The organism is Acinetobacter sp. ANC 3929, from assembly GCF_000369405.1.
GTDB lineage: Bacteria > Pseudomonadota > Gammaproteobacteria > Pseudomonadales > Moraxellaceae > Acinetobacter.
In genome coordinates, this window is record NZ_KB849994.1 from 245,942 (window position 1) to 267,826 (window position 21,885).

The 21,885-nt window shown below is 39.5% G+C and carries 23 protein-coding genes and 1 other RNA gene; 15 read left to right on the forward strand and 9 right to left on the reverse strand.

Annotated elements, in window-relative coordinates; translation table 11 throughout:
• The 5 genes from F909_RS18555 to F909_RS18535 all read left to right on the forward strand — a co-directional run.
• On the forward strand, positions 1–1,281 hold a 1,281-nt coding region (locus F909_RS18555; RefSeq protein ID WP_005145207.1), incomplete at its 5' end, for a YadA-like family protein.
• A gap of 57 nt (positions 1,282–1,338) precedes the next feature.
• Positions 1,339–2,130: a trimeric autotransporter adhesin/peptidogylcan-associated protein TpgA gene (tpgA, locus tag F909_RS18550; RefSeq protein WP_005145213.1), complete on the forward strand. Its 792-nt coding sequence runs from the start codon at positions 1,339–1,341 to the stop codon at positions 2,128–2,130.
• 362 nt (positions 2,131–2,492) lie between these two features.
• Positions 2,493–2,693 (forward strand): hypothetical protein, encoded by a 201-nt coding sequence (locus F909_RS18545; protein WP_005145215.1) that lies wholly within the window; start codon positions 2,493–2,495, stop codon positions 2,691–2,693.
• 234 nt (positions 2,694–2,927) lie between these two features.
• Positions 2,928–4,166 (forward strand): putative solute-binding protein, encoded by a 1,239-nt coding sequence (locus F909_RS18540; RefSeq protein ID WP_005145216.1) that lies wholly within the window; start codon positions 2,928–2,930, stop codon positions 4,164–4,166.
• Positions 4,167–4,246: 80 nt separating this feature from the next.
• A complete protein-coding gene (locus F909_RS18535) occupies positions 4,247–4,687 on the forward strand; it encodes an SMI1/KNR4 family protein (RefSeq protein WP_005145219.1) in 441 nt (146 codons plus the stop codon).
• Between the two features lie 105 nt (positions 4,688–4,792).
• On the opposite strand, the gene ssrS is transcribed toward F909_RS18535, so the two are convergent.
• The 3 genes from ssrS to F909_RS18525 form a co-directional block, all read right to left on the reverse strand.
• Positions 4,793–4,973: non-coding RNA, 6S RNA (gene ssrS / locus F909_RS20655), on the reverse strand.
• 90 nt (positions 4,974–5,063) lie between these two features.
• Positions 5,064–5,351: a cell division protein ZapA gene (locus tag F909_RS18530; RefSeq protein WP_005145221.1), complete on the reverse strand. Its 288-nt coding sequence runs from the start codon at positions 5,349–5,351 to the stop codon at positions 5,064–5,066.
• Between the two features lie 2 nt (positions 5,352–5,353).
• Complete coding sequence (locus tag F909_RS18525; protein ID WP_005145230.1) at positions 5,354–5,908, reverse strand: hypothetical protein; 555 nt, start codon at positions 5,906–5,908, stop codon at positions 5,354–5,356.
• Positions 5,909–5,974: 66 nt separating this feature from the next.
• On the opposite strand from F909_RS18525, the gene F909_RS18520 reads away from it, so the two are divergent.
• The 5 genes from F909_RS18520 (at position 5,975) to F909_RS18500 (ending at position 11,393) form a co-directional block, all read left to right on the forward strand.
• Positions 5,975–6,607 (forward strand): UPF0149 family protein, encoded by a 633-nt coding sequence (locus F909_RS18520; protein WP_005145231.1) that lies wholly within the window; start codon positions 5,975–5,977, stop codon positions 6,605–6,607.
• A 69-nt stretch (positions 6,608–6,676) separates the two neighbouring features.
• On the forward strand, positions 6,677–7,996 hold the full coding sequence (gene pepP, locus F909_RS18515) for a Xaa-Pro aminopeptidase (RefSeq protein WP_005145237.1): 1,320 nt from the start codon (positions 6,677–6,679) through the stop codon (positions 7,994–7,996).
• Between the two features lie 533 nt (positions 7,997–8,529).
• Complete coding sequence (ubiH, locus tag F909_RS18510) at positions 8,530–9,741, forward strand: 2-octaprenyl-6-methoxyphenyl hydroxylase (RefSeq protein WP_005145244.1); 1,212 nt, start codon at positions 8,530–8,532, stop codon at positions 9,739–9,741.
• Complete coding sequence (locus F909_RS18505) at positions 9,738–10,970, forward strand: FAD-dependent monooxygenase (protein WP_005145247.1); 1,233 nt, start codon at positions 9,738–9,740, stop codon at positions 10,968–10,970. The genes ubiH and F909_RS18505 overlap by 4 nt, the downstream gene beginning before the upstream one ends.
• A gap of 174 nt (positions 10,971–11,144) precedes the next feature.
• A complete protein-coding gene (locus tag F909_RS18500) occupies positions 11,145–11,393 on the forward strand; it encodes a hypothetical protein (protein ID WP_005145249.1) in 249 nt (82 codons plus the stop codon).
• A 25-nt stretch (positions 11,394–11,418) separates the two neighbouring features.
• Here F909_RS18500 and F909_RS18495 read toward each other — a convergent pair whose 3' ends face one another.
• Entirely contained in the window at positions 11,419–11,868 is a 450-nt protein-coding gene (locus F909_RS18495; protein WP_005145251.1) for a MerR family transcriptional regulator, read from the reverse strand.
• 61 nt (positions 11,869–11,929) lie between these two features.
• Here F909_RS18495 and F909_RS18490 point away from each other — a divergent pair, with 61 nt between their 5' ends.
• On the forward strand, positions 11,930–12,571 hold the full coding sequence (locus F909_RS18490) for a cation efflux transmembrane domain-containing protein (protein ID WP_005145254.1): 642 nt from the start codon (positions 11,930–11,932) through the stop codon (positions 12,569–12,571).
• A 64-nt stretch (positions 12,572–12,635) separates the two neighbouring features.
• On the opposite strand, the gene rsmI is transcribed toward F909_RS18490, so the two are convergent.
• Positions 12,636–13,478 carry a 16S rRNA (cytidine(1402)-2'-O)-methyltransferase gene (gene rsmI, locus F909_RS18485; RefSeq protein WP_005145256.1) on the reverse strand — a complete coding sequence of 281 codons (843 nt, stop codon included), beginning with the start codon at positions 13,476–13,478 and terminating at the stop codon, positions 12,636–12,638.
• Positions 13,479–13,494: 16 nt separating this feature from the next.
• On the opposite strand from rsmI, the gene F909_RS18480 reads away from it, so the two are divergent.
• The 4 genes from F909_RS18480 (at position 13,495) to F909_RS18465 (ending at position 16,502) form a co-directional block, all read left to right on the forward strand.
• Positions 13,495–14,427 (forward strand): penicillin-binding protein activator, encoded by a 933-nt coding sequence (locus tag F909_RS18480; protein ID WP_005145260.1) that lies wholly within the window; start codon positions 13,495–13,497, stop codon positions 14,425–14,427.
• Between the two features lie 12 nt (positions 14,428–14,439).
• The gene (locus F909_RS18475) at positions 14,440–14,844 is read left to right on the forward strand and encodes a YraN family protein (protein ID WP_005145262.1); all 405 of its coding nucleotides are present in this window, start codon (positions 14,440–14,442) and stop codon (positions 14,842–14,844) included.
• Between the two features lie 71 nt (positions 14,845–14,915).
• Complete coding sequence (locus F909_RS18470; protein ID WP_005145271.1) at positions 14,916–15,626, forward strand: BON domain-containing protein; 711 nt, start codon at positions 14,916–14,918, stop codon at positions 15,624–15,626.
• A 3-nt stretch (positions 15,627–15,629) separates the two neighbouring features.
• Positions 15,630–16,502, forward strand: a complete 873-nt coding sequence (locus tag F909_RS18465; protein WP_005145274.1) for an alpha/beta hydrolase — start codon at positions 15,630–15,632, stop codon at positions 16,500–16,502.
• A 221-nt stretch (positions 16,503–16,723) separates the two neighbouring features.
• On the opposite strand, the gene F909_RS18460 is transcribed toward F909_RS18465, so the two are convergent.
• The 4 genes from F909_RS18460 to dnaQ all read right to left on the reverse strand — a co-directional run bounded on the left by F909_RS18460 (position 16,724) and on the right by dnaQ (position 21,775).
• Positions 16,724–17,821 carry a hypothetical protein gene (locus tag F909_RS18460; protein ID WP_005145276.1) on the reverse strand — a complete coding sequence of 366 codons (1,098 nt, stop codon included), beginning with the start codon at positions 17,819–17,821 and terminating at the stop codon, positions 16,724–16,726.
• A 69-nt stretch (positions 17,822–17,890) separates the two neighbouring features.
• Entirely contained in the window at positions 17,891–18,643 is a 753-nt protein-coding gene (gene nudC, locus F909_RS18455) for an NAD(+) diphosphatase (RefSeq protein WP_005145277.1), read from the reverse strand.
• Entirely contained in the window at positions 18,643–20,289 is a 1,647-nt protein-coding gene (locus F909_RS18450; RefSeq protein ID WP_005145279.1) for a hypothetical protein, read from the reverse strand. Before F909_RS18450 ends, nudC begins: the two co-directional genes overlap by 1 nt.
• A 127-nt stretch (positions 20,290–20,416) precedes the next feature.
• Positions 20,417–21,775: a DNA polymerase III subunit epsilon gene (dnaQ, locus tag F909_RS18445; protein WP_005145281.1), complete on the reverse strand. Its 1,359-nt coding sequence runs from the start codon at positions 21,773–21,775 to the stop codon at positions 20,417–20,419.
• Between the last annotated feature and the right edge of the window lie 110 nt (positions 21,776–21,885).

The following is a 21,885-nucleotide window of genomic DNA, read 5'->3' on the forward strand; positions in this document are numbered from 1 at the left end:
AAAGTCACTACTGGTGTGAATGATTTGACCAATAAAGGTCTGAACTTCGCAGGTAATGCAGGTAAAGATGTTCATCGTAAGTTGGGTGATAAGTTAAACATCGTGGGTGGTGCTGATGCTGCGACAGCGGAAGACAAAACCAGCGGTGAGAACGTGATTACCCGTACCACCGAAGATGGCATCAAGATTGAATTGTTGAAAGATGCGAAGTTCGACAGTATTACTACTGGCAATACCCTACTGAACAATAATGGTTTAACCATCAAAGGTGGTCCAAGTATCACAATGAATGGTATTGATGCCGGCGGTAAGAACATCACTAATGTTGCGGATGGTGTTAATGGTAAAGATGCAGTCAATGTTGATCAGTTGAATAAGTTAAAAGACCAGATTGGTAAAGACATCGGTAATCTTTCAGATAACGCAGTTCAATACGACAAAGACAAAGATGGCAATGTTGATAAGAACTCTGTGACTTTAGGTGGTGGCGATAAGGGTACCAACTTGAAGAATGTTGCGGATGGTAAGGTTGAGCAAGGTTCTAAAGATGCGGTGAATGGTGGTCAGTTGTGGGATGTCAAACAGAATGTTGACAAGAACACAAATGATATTCAGAACATCCAGAACAATATCAGCAACATCAACAATGGTAAGTCTGGTCTTGTTCAGCAACAGGAACCAAATGGCGAAATTACTGTCGGTAAAGATACTGGTGGTAAGAGCGTCAATATGGCTGGTAAAGATGGTGACCGTGTTGTTAAAGGTGTCGCAGATGGAACGATTGCAAAAGGTTCTAAAGATGCGGTGAATGGTGGTCAGATTCATAATATTTCTGACAGCATCAAGAATAGCATTGGCGGTAACACGACAGTTAATCCAGACGGTACGATCAAAACCAACAATATTGGTGGTACAGGCAAAGATAATATTCATGATGCGATTGGAACCTTAAATCAATCTAACCAAGAATTGGGTAACCGCATTACCAATCTCGGTGATCAATTGCAACAGGCGTTCTACGATACAAATCAACGTATTGATAATGTTGAGAAGAAAGCCAATGCTGGTATCGCTGCAGCGATGGCACTCGAAGCGGCTCCATTTGTTGCAGGTAAATATACCTATGCAGCAGGTGCTGCTTACCACGGTGGCGAAAATGCAGTTGGTGTCACTTTACGTAAAACTTCTGATAACGGTCGTTGGTCAATTACTGGTGGTGTAGCTGCTGCATCTCAAGGTGATCCAAGTGTGCGTATTGGTATCAGTGGTGTCATCAACTAAGAAACTGGCGGGGAGAGCGAGCGCTCTCCTTACTCAACATATAAAGAGAGTAATGAAATGAAAAAAACGATTCAATGCTTAGCAGTAGCTGCTCTTGCTGGTTTCTCAGTAGCGACTTATGCAAATGAAGACACAACTTCTGTTCAGCAAGAGGAAATTAAATTTCCAGCCGTTGAAAAGAGCTATCTCAAACAAGTACAACGTTATGAATACGATAATGTTGCACGTTTAGATACCGGTTTGACCAAAGACCAGATTCGCCATATTTTGGGCAATCCACAATTTAGCGAAGGCGTATTCTCTGTAAAGACTTGGAACTATGTATTAGATATCCGCCAACCGAATAGTCAGGATTATTTACGTTGCCAACTCCGTGTTGATTTTGATAAGAAATATCTTTCAGAAAGATTATCTTGGAAAGGTGAGGCATGTGAAGGTTTAATGGCATGGGGTGCAAATAATCAGGTACCTAGTGATGCAAATTTAAATTCTGCTCGTTCAGGCAGTGTATTTTTTGCCTTTGACCGTTTCAATGCAAGTGCAATTGAGCAAGGTTCAAGTTCAGTCACTTCGATTGCACAACGTATTAAGCAAAGTAATTCAACAGGGCCAATTGTGGTTGCAGGTTTTACAGATACATTAGGTAAGTTTGCATATAACCAACAGTTATCATCACAACGTGCCAATACTGTAGCCAAACTATTGGTGAATCAAGGAATTGATGCAAAGCGCATTCAAATTCAAGCTAACAGCCAAACTGATTTATATCAGCAATGTGCAGGCAATAAAGCAAATGCACAGTTGGTCGGTTGTTTGGCGCCGAATCGACGTGTAAATATAAGCTGGTAATTCACTTCAATTAAAATGGCTACTCAAGAGTAGCCATTTTTTTATACTCAAATAATACCGAATGGGAAAAAATACTCCTTGATTTGAGTGTCATTCAGCGCATTGTTGCAAGTAGTATTATTTATGTCTGTTTTTTGATCAATCTGGCCGATTTTAATTGATTGATTTTGTATGGTTTTTAATTCTTTTGATTTTATTGTGCATAAAATTTAATTTTTGTGAACTGTCTGACAATTTATTTTAACTTTGTTTAAAAAGTGATCTACTATGCGCGGCATAAACTAACATTTTCAGATGTCAGTTTTATGTATTTTAATAATTTCATTGAATATTTGAACAGCGGGTTTATTGAGGGAAAAACAATGTTGGATTCTAAAGAGCTCATCATACTTGATCAGATACTTGTCCTAACTAAAGAAGGCAAAAATGATTTGGTTTATGAAAATGACACATTACTAAAAGTAAAGATGATCTCGAATCAACATATTGTGGTCGAAGATGATCATCAGACCAATTTTCTATTAAAGCGACAAGATGAAAATGTCGTTTGGTCGTTTATTTAAGCTGAGAAGAATAAGCATTTGATGTGTAAATTCTTATTTTAAGTTTTTATTCTTCAATCATTTATTGTTTTTAGAATGACTTTTCGATTAAGATCGCTATTCTCATATCGTGAATATTGTTTGGTATTTTGACTCAATTGACACTATCCAAATAAAAGCAGTCAATTCTATTTCTATGCTTTATCCTTAATTTGAATAAAAACTATTGGGAAATAGCTAAGGATGGAACAGGCGATGCAAAATAATAAATTCACGACATTTTTAAGACCTTTGGCGATGTCATGTATCTTGGCATCATCATTTGGGGTGATGAGTCCAAGTTATGCTGCACCTGAAGGGAAATTGGACTTAACGCTCTCTCCGCATTCACAAAACAAAGTCAAGCAATTATTGAACGATCCTAAAACTTGGCAGCAGATTCCAAAACAAGTCACCTTATGCGTATTTTCTCCGAATGGCGAACATAGCGAAGCGTTTGAGCAAGCAACCAGTTATATTACCGAAATTCCAAGTATTGTTCGTGTAGCCAAGCAGTTTGGTGTGAACATGAATGTGACGCGTCCTTCGCATTTACAGTTCAAATTAGATTTTGACTATCCAAAATTGAAAAAACAGGCATCGACGTTGGTTAATCTCAAGGTTTATACCAATGAAGCTGTACTGACTGAGGATTTTCGTAGTAAACGCTGTGATGGGGCAGGCATCAGTAATTTACGTGCAAAGCAGTTTAATAAGTTTGTAGGAAGCATTGATGCGATTGGTGCATTGCAAACCTATAAACAACTGAGTTCTGTAATTCAGGTGTTAGCTAATCCAAAATTTGATGAAAAGATGATAAATAAAGACTATGAAGTAGTCGGTGTTGTACCGCTTGGTGCTGCTTATATCATGGTCACGGATCGTAATATTAATACCTTGGCAAAAGCCGCCGGTAAGAAAGTTGCTGTGTTCCAGTTTGATGAGACTCAAAAGAAATTGGTACAGAACGTTGGTGCTCAACCGGTCTCAGTTGATTTGGTGACGGTGGGTGGGAAATTTAATAATAAAGAAGTTGATATCATGGCAGGGCCAGCCATTTTATTTGAGCCACTTGAATTGCAAAAAGGCATGACTGATAAATCAGGCAAGGCCGTCGGTGGGATTATTAAATTTCCTGTGATTCAAGTGACAGGAACGTTGATCATGCAGCGCAATAAATTTCCAGCTGGCATGGGGTCGATTGCACGTGAAGTTATTTCTAAACAGTTAAGTCCTGCCTTTGAATTTGTCGATAAAATTGAAGCAAAAATTCCTGATAAATTTTGGTTAAAATTAAATGAAAGTGATAAACCAGGCTATGTTCGATTGATGCGTGAAGCTCGGGTTCAAATGACTCAAGAAGGTTTCTACGACAAAGATATGATGAAGTTGTTGAAACAGGTGCGTTGCTCACAAGATCCAAGCAATTATGAATGCGCTTTGAAAGATGAGTGATAAGTCATATCCAAAGAATTGATCATTGAGTCTGCAGAAATGATTTACTTTATTTAGATTGATATCTATTAGAGTAAATCATGGATGTGATTAATAAGATTAAAAGTAAATTAAAAAAACAGAATGTAAGCTTGAATACACCGGCAACATGGCAGGAAATTTTAGCTTTTGAATACAAGTATCAAGTCAAATTATCGCCAATTTTAAGAACTTACTTCTTAGAGTTTAATGGTATCGCTGACCGAGATATGGATGATAATTATTTTACATTTTTGTCGCTGGCTGACTTTCAATTGTTCGAAAGTATTTCAAACTACTATGACAAAGATAAGTATTTATATCCGAACTGTTTTGTATTTTCGGACTATTTAGTCTGGTGTTGGGGGTATGGGGTACAACTTGATCAGCTTGGTTTGGATGGTGTTGTATATCAAGTGGGAGGGGCAGAAAAAATAAAAATTACAGATTCTTTCACAGTATTTTTAAATCAATATTTAATCGATAGTGATGAATTATTATAAAAATATTTAATGGGGACTGTTAAAAGCATAAGGCTCATTCGAAATAAATGTTTTATTAAAGATATAATTAGAAGTTAAATTATTATTTTAATTATATTTAAAAAAGATACTCCAGAGGTGCCGCTGCATGGTCGTTACCCTGAACCCGATGAGTTCAAGGTGGAGGTGACGCATACTTAATGGGTTTCCTACTCGAGGCAGGCATACACTCAAAATATACAGAACACATCCATAAATTTAAGTATCGGCAGGGGAATAGACGTACTGGCGAACACCCTAGAGATAGCTTTAGTATAACTGATCTTTACACGATGACAATCCTTGCGACCCACATATCTGTAAAGATACTTACTAATTGATGGGGCTTTGTGCAATTTTACTCAACAGTTTGTTCGACATCTTCCAAAATAGTTTGGAGTAGATGTTCGCAGTGTGCATATTCTTGCAACGACTTGTTCAAGCTGAATACTTCCTGAGCCATTTGCAGTGCAACCATAATCACGAGTTTGTTATGTTCTACTCGTGGTGCATTGCGGCGCATATCGTGAAATTTTTGATTTAATAACTCAGCAGCACGCTCTAACTCTTCACGCTTATCCTCAGTTGTGTTGAGGCGGAAAGTTTGTTCGATTAAGCGAAGCTCGACAACAATTGGTTCACTCATGATCAGGTCTCCTCTTGAGTTTCAGCATTTGGATGTGCAAGCTGTTGAATTTCTTGTGCGTGTTGATCCTGAGCTGTACCTAAAATCGCAAGACGTTGGATAATTGCTTCAACTTTAGATTTCGCAAGTTCATTTTTTTGCAACAAGCGATCACGATCTTGTTGTAAATCTTGAATCTCTTGCTGACTATGACGTTGCTGTGCTTGTAACTTTTCTTTATTCACACGCAAGTCATTACGCTCCGCCAAGATTTCTTGGAAGCGATTTTTTAAATCAGTCGTGCTTTTCTCTAAACGGCTATAACGCTCGGCTAAAGTTGTTGCATCTTGATTCAGTTGTTTAAATTGATCTTGTAACTGAGTGAGTTGTTCAGTTAAGTTATCAACTTCTTCCTGCTTTTGCGTGATGATGCTATTTTTCTGCACAACTTGTGCATGATGATCAGTTTCAGCTAATTGTTTAGCTTCAGCGAGCGATGCGTTTTCTCGCTCTAAATGATGTAAGCGTGTTTTTAAAACACCAATATGCGCTTGTAGACGCTGTAATTGTTCTAACATAACGAAGGTCGCACAGAGTTGCAATCAAAGGTAATATATACAGCAGTATAGAGATTGGATAAACGAATGCAAGACGATATTTCAGGTTGGACGGAATGGAATGCCCATTTTGATGGAATTGAAGAAATTTCAAGTCCAAGTGAGTTACATGGGTTGCTCACAGGTATAGTTTGTGTGACACAAGCGCCAACCACCGATGAATGGTCACAAATTTTAAACACCCTTAATGTGCCTGCTTTACAACCAGAAGCACTAGAAAGTTTGACAGATGAAGCAGAAGATGTGGCACATGCTTTATCGGATGATGAATTAGATTATTTACCGATGCTCCCAGATGACAATCACTTGCTAGCTGATCGCGTTCAAGCCTTGGCAGATTGGTGTGCAGGTGTGGTCCTTGGTTTTGGTTTGGCTTCAGGTCATATTCGTGCAGAAGAGCAAGAACTGATTGAACATTTACAAGATGTTGCAGCAGTCGAGTTTGAAGATTCGGATAATGATGAAGAGGGCGAAGAAAGCTATCAGGAGCTGTATGAGTTTGTACGCTTGATTCCTGTGAGTTTGTCCATTGGCCGCACCAAGATTCCTGTAACTGAAAGTTCATTATTGCAAAATTTTCATGCCAAAATCAGAAATCAAGAAGGGGCAGCTGACCCTCAAACTGTAGTCGAAATGTTTACCCCACATCGTCCGAGTTAACTCGGGCGGTGCCTTAACAGCTTATAAATAAAGATACTTACAATCATTCATCTTCATCAGAAGGACTATATGAAATTAAGTCAAGCCGATTTTAAACACCGCCGTGATCTTCTTGCTGAAAAAATAGGTTGCAATAGCATTGCCATTATTGCGACACGAGCAGAAATGTATCGTAATCGCGATGCTGATTATAAATATCGTGCAGACAGTAGTTTTTATTATCTCACTGGATTTGCCGAACCAGAAGCAGTTGCTGTGATCGAAACCTTTGCAGAAGGTGAAGACTATAGCTACAGTTTATTCTGCCGTGAACGTGATCGTGAAATGGAAATCTGGCATGGCTATCGTGCAGGTGTTGATGGTGCGATTGAAATCTATGATGCGGATGAAGCTTATGCGATTGACTTATTAGATGAAGAAATCATCGAAAAACTATCAAATAAACAACGTCTTTATTATCGTATCGGTCAACAAGCAGAGTTTGATGCTCGTGTTAGTGAGTGGATTCAAAAAGCGGATGCAGAACAGCGTCGTGGTAGTGCTGCACCTTCTGAGTTGATTCAGCTTGATCGTATTGTTGATGAAATGCGTCTGAAAAAATCAGCACAAGAAATTGAGTTGATGCAGATCGCATCGAATATTAGTGCCGAAGCACATACCCGTGCCATGCAAACCGTTAAACCGAATATGATGGAGTATGCACTTGAAGCAGAACTCAATTATATCTTTGGGAAGAATGGCTGCGTACCGTCTTATAACAGTATTGTCGGTGGTGGTGAAAATGCCTGTATTTTGCATTATGTTGAAAATAACAAACCATTAAAAGATGGTGATTTAGTACTCATTGATGCAGCGTGTGAATATGAATTCTATGCGTCAGATATTACGCGTACATTCCCTGTCAACGGTAAGTTTAGCCCTGAACAAAAAGCTTTATATAATATTGTATTAGAAGCGCAGCTTGCTGCAATTGATGCGACGCGTATCGGCAATCATTATAAATATCCGCATCAAGTCGCAGTGAAAATATTAACTCAAGGTTTGGTTGATCTTGGTTTGATGAGTGGCGATGTCGATGAATTGATTGAAAGCGAAGCATTCCGTCAATTCTTTATGCATGGTACAGGACACTGGCTTGGTATGGATGTACATGATGTTGGTGCGTACAAGACTGGTGAAGATTGGCGTGCTTATGAAGCAGGTATGGTCGTAACCGTTGAACCTGGCTTATATGTTGCACCTGATGACGAAACCGTCGATGAAAAGTGGCGCGGTATCGGGATTCGTATCGAAGATGATATTGTCGTGACTGAAAATGGTCCATTGGTTTTGACCAAGAATGTGGTGAAAACTGTTGAAGAGATTGAAAGTTTGATGGCAGCGAATTAAGTTGAGGTAAATAAAAAGGCCTATCGATTGATCGGCCTTTTTATTTACCCTGGGTTTAACTTAAATTTTTTCTAACTTATTGAAAAAAATATCTTTGTGGAATCTTCTTGAGTAATCATCCAATTTTAGGATAAGCCACTACGTCTTGCACGTCACTAAAGCTTCAATCGCTTTAGTTTGTTCAGGCTGGACCTACTTTTGTTTCGGTATGAGGAACGAAGTTCCGCAAGGGCAACTATCTTGTGCAGCTACATCGCTGCTCACCGCAAAACTCGTTGATTGCTGTCAGCTAATTTAATGAGTCGCAGAAACAGTATCTTATTAATGGAGTCCTGTCTCAAACAGTTGCGGATGACATTTCCGAGTATCATATTATTGTGGAACTCAGATTATTTAGTTTGATACTCAAAACAACTTTTGAATATATTTTAAAAACATAGACCAAACAAAGTACAAATTCCCTTCCTGATTTGAGTTAGAGTAAGATAGGTCCCGAAACATCAAGTCATGAAAAACTGATAAGGAATAATATTATGCAGCAACAAGTCATCATTGTCGGTGGAGGTATGGTTGGACTCAGCCTTGCTTTAATGTTGGCAAAAGCTAATATCGCAGTAAAGTTATTAGAAGCTGTGAAATATCCGAATTACGATGACGAAAATGTTGCCCCTTATCATTCCAGTTTTGATGCACGTAATACCGCGTTGTCACGTCGTAGTGTACAGATTTACCAAAAACTAGGCTTATGGGAAGCCTTACAGCAACATGCTACGCCCATTCTGCAAGTGCATATTACTGAGCAGGGCAGTTTTGGTAAGGCACGCCTCGTGGCTGAACAAGAAAAAGTAGAAAGCTTTGGTCAGGTGATTGAAAACGCGTGGTTAGGTCGTGTATTGCTGACACAGGTTCGTCAGCAGCCGTTGATTGAGTTGATTGATGGTGTGCAAGTCACCTCACTCACACAAGATGCAGACCAAGTCCAAATCGAAGCGATGCGCAATGGTGAATATATTCATTCCTTAAAATCCAAGTTGGTGATTGCGGCAGATGGTCGTGATTCTTTCTGCCGACAAGCCATTGGCGTAGGTGTGGATGAGCATGATTATGACCAAGTGGCGATTGTGACGACCGTACAAACCTCTAAACCGCATCAGCACGTTGGTTTTGAGCGTTTTAGCGCATTAGGACCATTGGCTCTCTTACCTCTACCGGGTGAATATCGTCGCTCAGTCGTATGGCCAGTGAAGAAGGGCACGGAGGCAGAATGGTTGGGTGAAGAAAATGATCAGCACTTCCTCGATGCTTTACAGGAAACCTATGGTGACCGTGCTGGAAAATTTGAAAAAACAGGTAAGCGTTTTAGCTATCCATTGTCACAAGTGTTAGCAGATAAGCAAGCCGTTGGGCGTGTGGTCTTGATGGGTAATGCGGCACATACGATTCATCCAGTGGCAGGACAAGGCTTTAACCTATGTTTGCGTGATGCTGATGTGCTGGTTCGTTTCTTGATGGAACAATTGGCGAAGTCCGATGATATTGGTGCGCCTGAAAATTTATTGGCCTATGAACAATCACGTCTAAAGGATCAGCAACGGGTGATCAAATTCTGTGATTCGGTAGTGCGTGGTTTTAGTAATCAGAATCCAATCCTCAAATTATTACGTAATACAGGACTGATTGCATTTGATGTGATTCCGGGTGTTAAGCCTTTGGTTGCCAACTATGCGATGGGACTAAAAGCATGAGCGAAATCTTAGATGTTGTCATCGTCGGTGGTGGTTTGGTTGGTGGTTTAACCGCTTTATTGCTAGCTCAAGGTGGCGTGCAAGCTACAGTGCTGGATGCTGCGCCTGTACTTGATCAAGACAAAACACTGGCGGTGATGAATCCACGAGTACTGGCATTGAGTCAGGCAACGATTCATCTGCTTAAAACCGTCGATGTCTGGGATGCTTTAGCACGTCAAATGCCTTATTCAGGCATGCAGGTCTGGAATAAAAATGGCTATGGCGAAATCAATTTTGGACATGCTTCAGAACTGCCTCCACAGTCAGATCAAGCTTTGGGTTCGATGGTCGAGCCGAGTGTTTTGAATGTTGCGATTCAACAAAAAATGTTGCAGCAGCTTAAAGACTACCGCACTCAAGTCAAAGTGATTCGTATTGAGCAAATTCCTCAAGGCTGGGCGATTCAATTGGCGGATGGCACAACATTAAAAACGAAGTTGCTCATTGGTGCAGATGGGGCGAATTCTTTTGTACGTGAGCAGGCGTATATCGATTTAGATGTGTTGGATTACCAACAAGCTGCGATCAGTTGTGCGATTAAAACCACACAATCCAATCAATATGTCGCTCGCCAGATTTTCTTGCCGACAGGACCATTGGCTTATTTACCGATGGCCAGTCTGGATGCACAAGAGAATGGTTATTGGCAGTCGATTGTCTGGACATTGCCTGATGATTATGCGGATGAGTATTCAGCATTAAGTGATCAAGACTTTAAGCAACTATTGACGCAAGAAAGTTTGCATATGTTAGGAGAGGTGGTTGAGGTACGTTCTCGGGCTCAATTTCCACTTAAAGCACGCGCAGCGCAACGTTATATTAAATCTGGTCTGGCATTGATTGGCGATGCGGCGCATGTGATTCATCCTTTGGCTGGACAGGGTGTGAATATTGGTTGCTTAGATGCTGCTGTACTGTGTGATGTATTACTGCACGATTTAAAGCGCGGTGTGTGGGCCAATGATCAAACCTTATTACGTTATGAACATCAACGAAAAGGGCAGAATGATGCCATGATGCATAGTATGTCTGCGATTGGTTGGCTAGAAAGTTCGGAGCTATTTCCCTTTGTTTGGGCGCGAAATTTCGGTTTAAAGCAGGTTGAACAATTCGATTGGTTCAAAGATCGTTTTATGCAACAAGCCAATGGATTAGGGACATTGAAAGACACACAATATGCGTGTTAAAAAATAGTAGATATTTTTTAAACAATCATTTATAAATCAGAGTGAATTTGGTCGCAAAAAATACGATTTACTCAAGATTGTACTTTGCGAATTGACGAGAGCTTGCTAAATTTCACCAAGTTCTGATGACCAAATAGCGATGATGAGAAATTTAGTCATTGTGGGGAGATTAATATGACGGAAATGAATGATTACGAAGACAACACAGAAGATTCTGCTGTAGACGACGAAGAGGCGAAAGCGGCAGAAACTGGTGCAGATAGCGAAGAGTCGAGCGCCAATGATGCAGATCTTGCTGAAGCAGAAACTTTAACGGTCACTGCCAAGCTGAAACAGCGTCAAGCTTTAGAAGATGAAGTTGCTGCATTTCTAGCGAGAGGTGGGCGTATTACTGAAGTTCCTCCAGATGAGCATCAAGATTAAGTCAGTTATGACATAGAAAAAAGCATCACGTTTGTGGTGCTTTTTTGTGTTGATGTGATTCATGTTCACACTCAAGTGGTTGGTGTAACTCTTTTAAAATGCCACATTGCTCAATGGTACGATGTTGTGAACATTGTTGTTTTAAATGGCTCAGATCTTGTTTGAGGTGTTCTAGGTTTCGAATCTTCTGTGAAACCTCTGCGAGATATTGATCAATCAGATGATCGACTTCCATACAGGTTTGATTCGGATTTTCGGCTAAGTCTTTGAGCTTTTGAATATCTTGTAAGGTAATGCCTAATTCGCGACAATGTTTTAAAAATAATAATTCTGAAAGTATGTGTTCTGAATAATGACGGTAATTTCCCGTCGTCCGTTTGGCTTTTTCTAGTAATCCAATTTTTTCATAATAACGGATGGTGTCGACAGACACACCTGATCTTTTTGCTAGTTGTCCAATTCTAAAACTGATCATGCTTGACTCTGGAGTTACTCTAGGGTTTTAAATCACTATAAAAGATTATGTGAGAAAAGTCATGGCAGGATGTGGCTGCAACACAGCATGTGCTCCAGCAAAACAAATTAGCCCAAAATTTAGAAAAGCATTGTGGATCGCACTCGTTCTAAATGCATTGATGTTCTTTGTAGAGATGATTGGCGGCTCACATGCACGCTCTGTATCGTTATGGGCCGATGCACTGGATTTTGCGGGTGATGCCGCTAACTATGCCATTTCATTGGCAGTGCTATCCATGACTTTGTATTGGCGTGCGATGGCTGCTTTAGTCAAAGGCCTCACCATGGCAACATTTGGTATTTTTGTGATTGTTAAAGTATTTTGGTCATGGTGGTTAGGTGTAATACCTGAACCAATGCTCATGGGTGCGATTGGTGTACTTGCATTGGCTGTGAATGTGATCTCCGCACTCATGCTCTATGCATTTCGTGATGGTGACTCGAATATGCGTTCTGTATGGTTATGCAGTCGAAATGATGCAATTGCCAATATTGCAATCATTATTGCCGCAGTGGGTGTATTTGGAACTGGAACCATGTTCCCTGATTTATTTGTGGCTTTTATTATCGCGTATTTGGGTGTTTCTTCGGGGCTGAGTGTAATTAAACAGGCGAGAGCGGAAAGAAAAATAGATCAAGGCAATATCATGACCAAGGCTTAGGATATATTGTTCTTATTGTATATTTAAATGATAAGGGGAGATTTTTATAATCTCCCCTTATGTTTTACTCGTCTTGTTGGGTGAGTTCCAAAGCACGTTGGTAAGCGACTTTCTTTTTAATACCAGTCAAATCAGCGGCCAATTGTGATGCGGCTTTTACCGATAAATCCTGCAATAGGCGTTTTAACAACTCATCCAGTTTATCTTGCTCTAGGTCTTTTTCGGCAGATGCTCCACCCACCACAACCACAATTTCACCCTTTTCTTGGTTGTGATCATTTTCAATAAACGTAACTAATTCTTTTAATGTCATCTTTTTGATGGTTTCAAAGGTTTTGGTAATTTCACGTGCAAAACCGACGGGACGATCTTCACCAAAAACTTGCACCATATTTTTGATACTGTCCAAAATACGATGAGGAGCTTCGTAGAAAATCAAGGTTTGAGTTTCATCTTTGAGCTTTTCAAGCTGGCTGATTCGTTGCGATGATTTTGAAGGTAAAAATCCCTCAAAACTAAAACGATCACTTGGCAAGCCAACCGCACTTAATGCTGCAATTGCTGCACAAGCACCAGGTACAGGAATCACACGAATACCATGTTCTTGCGCGGCACGAACCAGTTTAAAACCAGGGTCGCTAATCAAGGGCGTACCAGCATCACTGATTAATGCAACATTTTCTCCTTTTAACATTCTTTGGAGAAGTTGATCAATTTTGTTACTTTCATTGTGATCATGACACGCTGTGAGTGGAGTTGAGATATTATAATGTTTGAATAATTGAGCAGATTGACGAGTGTCTTCTGCGGCAACTACCGATACAGATTTTAAAATATCAATTGCACGAAAGGTCATGTCATCTAAGTGCCCAATCGGGGTTGCTACAACAAATAATTGAGCACTCATAAAAGGTAACTCCCTAATGTATTACAAAAAATATTGGCTGCTACTATGTTTGGCGGCATGTATGAGTCCAGTTTATGCGGACGTACTGGTGATTCTACCTGAATCTGGTACGATGGCGCGAGCTGGTCAGAGCATCAAACGTGGTTTCTTGAGCGCTTATACAGCATCTGGCAGCAAAGAAAAAATCATTTTTGTAGATTCAGCGAAAAACAACATCGATACGATTTTTAAGAAACGGATTAATAATAAGACGAAACTGATTGTTGGACCATTGGCGCGACCTGATATTGAAAATGTGATGCAACGCAATCCAGCCATCCCTGTGCTGGCACTTAATGATGTAAATACCCAAACCACCAATGTGTGGCAATTTAGTTTAGCCAAGCAACATGATGCGATTGCACTTAATCAATTGCTCAAGAAAGACAAAATTAAAAACTTATTGGTATTGCGCCAACCAGGGACTGAGTCCGCTACAGAACTGTTTATGATGGCACTCATGTCTGAATTTGGTTCAGATGTCCATGTTGTGAGTGAGCGACCGAAGAAACTTGCACGTAGAGAAGGGTTACTCTTACTGGGTGATCAACAATGGCTGGAACAACTAGGACCATTACCTGAAAAAAATATTTATGCTACGGCGTTGAGTATTGAGCAGGAAAAATCGATTCCTATGGGATTGAGTTTCTGTGATACACCTGCTTTATATAATGGGCAATGGGCCGATGTAATCAGTGCATATAAAGAGCAACCTGAAAATATGGCATTCCAACGCTTATTAGCTTTTGGTGGCGATGCGTGGAGTATTAGCCAGCAATTTTTAAGCAGCTCAGATCGACACTTTTCTTTTGAAGGGCGAACTGGGACGATTGATGTGAAAAATGGCAAGGTGTACAGACAACCTTATTGTTATCAACAACAAAAAAAGGGAATTCAGGTATTAAAGTAAGATCGTATAAATATGTCACAGCAACAGCATGACTTAGGGCAATGGGCTGAACAAACAGCTCTTGCTCTTTTGCAGTCTCAGCACTATTTATGTGTAGATCGAAACTATCACTCACGTTATGGTGAAATTGACTTAATTGTTAAAAAGGACAATGAACTGGTGTTTGTAGAAGTCAAAGCCAGATCAGCAGGGAGTTATGCCGAAGCTTGTGAAGTTATTTCCCTGACACAGCAAAGAAAAATAATTAAGACCGCTCAATTATTTTTACAAAAATATCCACATTATTATGACTTTGATTGTCGTTTTGATGTGATTTGTTTTGATTTTCCACGGAAAATTGCAAAAACAGTACAACCAGATTTTTCAAAATTGCAGTATGATCAGCAATGGATTAAGCATGCATTTACTTTAGATTGATTGATGAGTCTAGGGGAAAGCTAAATATTGAAAATTGAACAAATTTGTTTGTGGATAGGGAGTCTTGCCAAGTGTTAAAACGGTTATCGATTACGTTGCTTTGCGCTGCAAGTTTATCAGGATGTGCAAGTTTTATTTCTGGTGGCACAGGAAGTTCACCTGTTGGTACGAATAGTGGTGAGCGTAGTCTCGGGCAGATTTTTATTGATTCTTCAATCAAGCGTACTGCAAATATCAATTTGTATAAGTTAGATCACCGTTTTAAACAGTCGCGTATCAACATTGAAAGCTTCCACAGCAATATTTTATTGACAGGACAAGTACCTGATCCTTATTTAAAACAACTGGCAGAAGATAACTTGCGTTCAATGTCGGATGTTAAAGCGGTACATAACTACATTACGGTTGGTGATAAGGTGGGTTATAACACCATTATGCAAGATGCAACGGTGACTGCGAATACTCGTGGTTTGCTGATGAAAGCGCCAGTTGTTTCAGATAGTAAAGTTCTGGTACATACTGAAAATGGTGTGTTGTATGTGATGGGGCGTTTAAATACCGCTGAATCAAGAGATTTAGATGATGTCTTACAAAAAGTTGGAAATGTGACTAAAATTGTGACACTCATTGACAATACGGATCAACCTTCAGGCACTGTCGCTAGTTCAACAGCTGCAACACCAATGGTGGGTACTGCGACGACACAGCCTTTAGTTGAGACACCTGTTGCAATTGATCCTGATCAGGCGGAACCTGCGACCATTACTCCAACTAATCCTTAATTTATGAAGCAACTTATTCAACAAGTACAAGAAAATGTAATAAAGGCGAAAACTCTTTATCAGGAGTTTCGCCTTTATGATTTTGCCAGTTATTCGATCAATTACCTTACGCCAAAAGATACCTTTGAAAAAGAAGAGCATCTTGCTTATGGATTGAAAGCAAGACAGCGTTTGGATCTCTATCGAACTAAAACCCCTAAAAAGCAAAGACCGCTTATCATATTTGTACATGGTGGTTCTTGGCAGCATGGCAACAAACGTGAGTATCTGTTTATCGGGGAAACCTTTGCCCGTGAAGGTTATGATGTTGCAGTCATTAACTATCATCTTGCGCCTGAGCATATTTTTCCGACTTTTATTGATGACATTGCTCAAGCCATTCATTATTTAAACCAGAATCAGGCCAAGCTTAATATTTCGACAGACAATATCATTTTAATGGGTCATTCTGCGGGTGCATTTAATGTGATGTCTGTGGTGTATTCTGCTTATTCACAAAATTTTAAATACAAAGAAAATATCAGAGCAATTGTGGGGATGGCTGGGCCTTATCACTTTGATTACAAAGGTGATCCATTAGCTGAGCATGCGTTTGATCAGAAAATGTCGTATCAACAAGTGATGCCTTACTATTTTATTGAGCCGAATCAGATTAAGCATTATTTACTAATGGCTGAACAAGATCAGTTAGTGAGTAAAGAAAATAGTTTTGATCTAGATAAGGCACTGAGAGAAAAAGGCAACCACAGTCATATCGCCGTAATTCCAAAGACTGGGCATATTACCATTGTGGCAACACTCGCGAGCTTGATGAGCCATTATTTTAAGACTAAGCGTACCATTCTGCATTTTCTCGAAGAAGCTTTGGAAGATTAACTATCTATATACTCGATCATATCCCATAATGATTAAATAATGGGATATGTATTAAAATTTAGAATTTATATAAACTGATTAAATAATTTCAGGATAATAGTGCGGTTCTGTATCCCAAATATAAAATAATGATGATATTTTCTATTCCTTTTTAAGCTTATTGAGCTAAAAAAATAAGGAGAAAGAAACATTCCTTCCCCTTATTTCTTTTAAAAATTACTTTAAGTTTCTAAGATATTTTTTATTTCCTGCTCTAATCTCTCATGGAATTGTTCTACCGTCATATTTTTAAAGAATTTATTTCTATTAACATAAGGTAAGGCTTCTGCCACCAATTGATCATATAAAGGATCATTGACATATTTTGCCAGTACTAAACGAGATATTGCACCCAAGCCCGTAATATACTCTTTTTCATCACCATGATTCAGCCATTGATTTAAGGTTTCTATATCTTTGTGTTTTTCTTCATCGTAAATAAGAAAATCATAAATTTGTTGAAAAACGTACTGTAGTTGTTTGGGATCGCTCAAATGACTGGGCTCACCTGTGATACCATGTACATCTGGTAAATATTGTAGAGTATAGCCATTTATAGAATGCTTTCTATATATTGGAATAGCTTTTTCTAATGAAACTTGGATATAGCTTGTTAATCCAATTTCATCATAAGCTAAAACATTGGTTTTGTTTAAAGGCACAATTAATATATCCTCATACATTTCACCAAGAAAGGTCCTATAGTAGCTAGTTAACTGATTAAACTGATTTTTTTTTCTCTGCCACATATAATTTAGATATTCTTGGTTTAACTTTAACCACTGTTTCGCAAAAATACTAAGCTTCTCTTTTGTAGGTGGAACATCCTGAAATTTCTCTAACTGTTCTTTAGTTACTGGCTTTACTGCTTGTAGCATTCTTTCTATGCTTTCTTGTTCAGGAAATATTTTTTCCTGACTAAAAAAGTGGTAGGACCTTGCATCAAAGGCAACTAACCCATGCTGGCGTAATGTCTCAACCAGAACTTTATAGAGATATTTACTTTTAAGTAGTAGACCCTGCTCAATCTTAAAGACATTGTCTACCGCATCAAAGTAGCGGTTTACATGGGTAAAAGACCCTATAATTTCCTCATCAAAGTTGGCTGCAAGCTCAGGGTTGGTCACAATCCTTTCCACATTAAGCAGCCAGTTTTTCAATTTATCTGTAAAACCAGTTGATTGTGAATTCGTGGCGTAATATTCAGCTTGTTCCAATGTCTCAATAGTGGCATCTGGATGGTGCTGTCCTGCATCCCAAATATAAAATAATGATGACATAATTCCCCCCATTATAATGAATTGGATATGATTCAGATAATCTTAATTTATATAATAATTTACTGTATTTTAAATACTTTTATTTTCTATGACCTGCATAATCATACTATGCGCAATGCTGCCCTTAAACGGAATTTCAGGCAGTTGATCAAACTTAAAGAACTGTGCATCGCTAATTTCTTCAAGCTGGAGCTGAATTTCACCTGAATCATATTCAGCATGGAAGGCAATCATTAAATTACTTGGAAATGGCCAAGGTTGGCTCGACATATAACGGATATTTTTAAGCTTGACACCGACTTCCTCAAACGCTTCCCGTTGTACCGCCTCCTCCAGTGTTTCACCAACCTCAACAAATCCCGCGATCAATCCATACATATTGCCATAATGCTTATGCGCTGATTTTGCCAGCAACACTTCATCATTGCCTTTGGTGATAATGGTAATGACACAGGGCTGTACACGTGGGTATTGATGGTAAGCACAACTTGGGCAAACCATTGCATATTCTTTCGGGTGAATTTCCGTCGCATGACCACAGTGGCTACAGAATTTGTGGTTACGTCGCCATTCGAGCAATTGTACTGCGCGACTGGCTTGTAAAAAGTCATGGCTTGACCACGTTTGAATGAGTTCCCGAATTGGAATAAGTTGATAACCTTCGGGAATCACTTCATCTTCAAGCAAATCACGTGCGATGACCTGATCATTATGATGAATGGGCAGGTCACTTGCTAATTTTTCAACCTGTGGTAGTTGTAAGTTTTGGTCGACTAACAGTTTTTGATGCTGAAAAATATAAGCAAGTGAGAGTTGAGTCATTATGCGGCTAGAGTTTGTAATTGCTGACTGTTTGATAATGCCACATCAAACATAGATTGCAATACTGGTTGCTTGTTCTTTAAGTTCTCAACCAGTAAATCTAAACCTGCAACTACATTCAAGATACAATTGACCTGCTCTGCATCAAACGCTTGGTTCTGTGCCAAACGAGATTCAGCAAAGCGAGTTGCGCCTAATAAAGCGGTTTGTTGCGCTGAACTACCCAAGAACAGGGCAGCACCAGCCAACTCTTTCAGATACACTGGTAATGCTTCTAAGCTATGTGCTGTAGGATCTTGCACATAGAGACTCAAAGTTTGCGTTAAAGTATCAATCAGGGTTTTCGTTTCAGTCAATAAGGCTTTATGTGCTTCATCTAAACGATCAAGCGAGATTTGCATATTATTGACACGTAGCTGTAAGCGACTAGACGTATAATTGCGTTCCAGAATCCCGATTGAATTCATTGAAGCCAAAATACTGTTCATTAACAACTGTACCGAAGTGGCATCTGTTAAAGTATTTGGTTGGCTTAATTTTTCTGCTTGTTGGGTGAGCTCTCGTGCTGCTTCATTTAAATTCAGTACTTTGAAGACATTAGAGAGCTGATGTAATTTTTGTTGCAGTTCCTGCGTCTTTTCCGCTGACATGTTTTGATGGTTGTACTCAATCTCATTACGGATTTGGGCCATTTCATCTGTCATTAACTGGCTAATGGTATGCACAGTTTCATAGTCAGGACCATATAAATGACGGCTCAAGACTTGTAGTTGAGTATCGCTGAGTAGCTCATCACCAATATTGAGTTGATCACGAATATGTTGTGATACATCATCTTCTTGACTAATACAGATACACAAGATGTCTGCAAGATCGGCAATGGTGTTTTTAAAACTGGTAGATTGAGCCAAGAATTTACCGATATTGGTTTCAATTTGAATTAACGTACGTAGACGGGCTTCAGTAATTGACAGTTCATCGATATGACTTAAACCTACATTGACCAACTGCCAATATTGCTGGCTTGGCTGACCATTTGCTAAGCCTGCAAGATAAACACCCACCAATTTGATCCCTTGTAGGTCAAGCGGGGTTTCTGATTGCTTAATGAGTTTGTTTAAACACAATTTATAAAGCTGGTGAATATATTGTGATTGTTCCAAGCTTGGGGCTTGAGGCAAATTGAAACTCGGTGTGATGAACTCAAGCAAAGGTTGGACCGTTTGACCTTCTTTTGTCAGTGGTTTGCCGAGTGCTTTCTCTAAACGGTTCAGTGTATCAAGCAGGAATTGAGGGACTTTCACTTCACGTAAACAGATGAATTCGATATAACGCTTCAGCATGGTGGTGCCTTCACTGAGCGCAATCACATCATTGGTTTGAATTTGCTGCGGTTGTGCCATGATTTTGCGCATTAGCTCAGCAGAGTATTGCGTAATTTGTGACAAATGCGGCATATCAATTAACGCGAGAACTTGCGTACATTGTTCAAACTGGTTGAGTGCATCATCAATCCCGAAAGGTAATGCTTGTTCTTCGGCAAGGGTATTGACTGCTGTTTCTACCAATTTAATCGAATTGTCGATTTCATTTTTTATTATTAATAATGCCGTTGGGTCGAAATGAATCGAGGTTTGGTAAGACATATGACCTACACCTTTCCTAAGTTGTTATATCCATGGACCTCCTTTTTTAGGAGGCCTAAATCTTTAAAGGTTAATATAACTTAACTTTAGAGGCTTGAAATACAAAAAATTACATTGACTGGAAAATTTATTTTGCGAAAAGGCAAGGCTCTCCATGTTTTTGTTCGAATTGTTTGACCCACGTCTCATGTTCATTTAGTTCATGTTCAGATGGTTGAATCACTGGTAAGTCAACTTGGACACGTGGGCGAGTCGATTTATTTTGATTTTGTTCTGTTTGAGACAGGGCATCCATATCAAATGAGACTTGTCCACCCGTCATTGCTAGATAAACATCGGCTAAGATTTCAGCATCGAGTAAGGCACCGTGGAAAGTACGATCTCGCGCTGGAATTTCATAACGGCGGACTAACGCATCCAAGGAGTTCTTTTGCCCTGGATGTTTATTTTTCGCCATTGCTAAGGTATCAGTGACTTCGCAGACTTCTGAAAGTGGAGGCAATCCAGTGCGTTTGAACTCCATATCCAAGAAGTTCATATCGAAGGTTGCGTTATGCGCGATAATTTCAGCGCCTTTTAAGTAGTCAAAAAGAACATCAGAAATTTCTGCGTATTTCGGTTTATCTTTTAAAAACTCATCGCTAATACCATGCACATTCTCAGAATCACCGACGGGTTTTTCTGGATTGATATAGATATGAATTGAACTGCCCGTGAGTTTGCGGTTGATCATTTCTATCGCACCGACTTCAATAATACGGTCGCCATCTTGGTAATAAAAACCTGTGGTTTCCGTATCGAGAATGAGCTGGCGCGGGCCTTGAAGATGTACTTTGGCTTCAGTAATCACAATGTTCGGGTGCTGATTTGTTAGTGAGGAAGCTGTTACTACTTCAGCCGATACTGCATTTTCGTCCATATTATCCATGACTTCTTCAAGTTCTGATTCTTCAATCATTTCGTCTGTATCAACCTCAAGATCTAATCCGAAAGGGTCATTTAAGAGCCAATCGGATTCAGGCTTTTTTGTATCAGCGTTAGCCTGTGTTGAAGACTTGAGTTGTTGAGCCGTTTGTTCTGCACCCAAATTTGCCAATTGGTCTGCCATTTCGTTACCTGCATGTCCAGCGTGGCCTTTAATCCAGTTCCATTCAATATCACGGTTGGCACAAACAGCATCCAGTTTTTGCCATAAATCAGGGTTTTTTACATCTTTCCAGTTTTTCTTTTTCCAACCGTGAATCCACTCAGTAATGCCTTGTTTTACATAATTGGAGTCTGTCCAAATAATTAAACGGGCATCGATAGGGCAAAAAGAGACACCTTCGATTGCAGCTTGGAGTTCCATGCGGTTATTGGTTGTTTCAGGTTCACCGCCAAACAGCTTGTGTTCACCTTGCTCGGTAATGACATACGCGCCCCAACCCCCAAGACCTGGGTTACCCTTGCATGCGCCATCAACGTAAAGTGTGATTGTTTGTGACATATTTGAACCTGAACAATAAGCAGAATAAGAAGTTGAATATTTTAAGCGCACAAAAGGCTGGTCAATATTCAAGTGTTACTTAAGCATATAACAAAAGAACAAGACTTTTA